The organism is Legionella sp. km772 (assembly GCF_003989735.1).
Taxonomy (GTDB): Bacteria; Pseudomonadota; Gammaproteobacteria; order Legionellales; family Legionellaceae; genus Legionella.
Map to the genome: position 1 here is coordinate 1 of NZ_RZGQ01000339.1, position 1,448 is coordinate 1,448.

Here is a 1,448-nt window from a genome sequence, read left to right on the forward strand (position 1 = left end):
TAAAAACAGCGGCGCGCTTCCTCGGCCTCTACATCAAAAACACCGGCAGGATGGGGTTGTTCAAAGACCTCTTTACGTCTTTTTAATGCCTCGAGTTGTTCAGCTACAAATGCATAAACATACTTTTGCCCATATTCATGGTCATGGGATTCAAGGTAGGCAAAGCCTGCGTCAAAAGTGAGAAAATAGGTGATGATGGGGCGATGCTCACGCCAAGCGGCACTTCTAATCGCATTGTAGTCCCGCGCTTTAATTGCTTCTAGTTTATCCTCTTTACTTAAGCCTATAAATAAGTATTGCAGGGTTGCCAATTGACCGTAGTGAGCAGTCCTTTCAATGATAGAGTAGTTATCCCCTTTAATTGCTTGTAGCTTCTCCTCTCTACTTAAGCCCACCTCCTCTAATAAGTATTGCAGGGTTTCCAAATGACCATATTCAGCGGCCCCTGTAATGGTTTGGTAAAAATACATCTTAATCGCTTGCAGCTTATCCTCTGAACTTAAGCCCATTTTTTCTAATAAGTATTTCAGAGTTGCCAATTGACCATGTTTAGCAGCCTCTCTAATCGCATAGTAATCATCCGCTTTAATCGCTTCTAGTTTATCCTCTTTACTTAAGCCCATTTTTTCTAATAAGTACTGGAAGGTTGCCCATTTACCCTTGTTAGCAGCCATTCTAATCGCAGAGTAGTTCTCCGCTTTACTCACTTCTAGTTTATCCTCTGTACTTAAGCCCACTTCGTCCACTAAGTACCAGAGGATTGCCAAATGACCATTGTAAGCAGCCTGTCGAATCGTAAGGTAGTTCTGCGTTTTAATCGCTTCTAGCTCATCCTCCGCACTTAAGCTCACTTCCTCTAATAAGTACCGGAGGATTGCCAAATGACCATTGTAAGCAGCCCAATGAATTGTAAAATAGTTCTGCGTTTTAATCGCTTGTATTTTATCCTCTGTACTTAAGCCCACCTCTTCTAATAAATAGCGCAGGGCTGCCAAACGACCATTTCCAGCAGCCTTTCTAATCGCATTGAAACCGGCTCGTTGCACCGCCCTTATTTTATCTTCCTTACTCCAAGGCAGGGCTTTTAGGTGCTCTACTTTGCCTTGCATACTAGCAAGCTCGAATAGGGAAAACTCCCGCAATAATCCCCAATCACGGTCTGAGTAGACCTCTGTACACTGCGGAAGAGGGAGGCCAAGGAGACTTAGATCAGTGGGCGAAGAGTTAAGGTACTTTTTAATTTGAGTAGTAGTGGTCATGGAAAAATACAATTAAACTATAGATAATAAATTATACAATAAAAACCAATTTACGCATGCAAAAATTAACTAACTCATGTTACGCACGGTCAATTTTAAGCTGCCATATTTTTAAGCTCCTGCCAAGCAATCTGGTTCGCTCTAAGAATCAATTTGTACTTAATAGCAAAGTGATTTAAATGAGTTTTT

At 41.5% G+C, this 1,448-nt stretch carries 2 protein-coding genes; one reads left to right on the plus strand and one right to left on the minus strand.

Annotated features, from left to right (window positions below; translation table 11 throughout):
• Positions 1 to 1,259, minus strand: a 1,259-nt coding sequence (locus ELY15_RS15750) for an ankyrin repeat domain-containing protein (protein WP_148111257.1), incomplete at its 3' end; no start/stop codon positions are given.
• 56 nt (positions 1,260 to 1,315) lie between these two features.
• Here ELY15_RS15750 and ELY15_RS16670 point away from each other — a divergent pair.
• Positions 1,316 to 1,438 carry a hypothetical protein gene (locus ELY15_RS16670; protein WP_255411137.1) on the plus strand — a complete coding sequence of 41 codons (123 nt, stop codon included), beginning with the start codon at positions 1,316 to 1,318 and terminating at the stop codon, positions 1,436 to 1,438.
• The last annotated feature ends 10 nt before the right edge of the window (positions 1,439 to 1,448 follow it).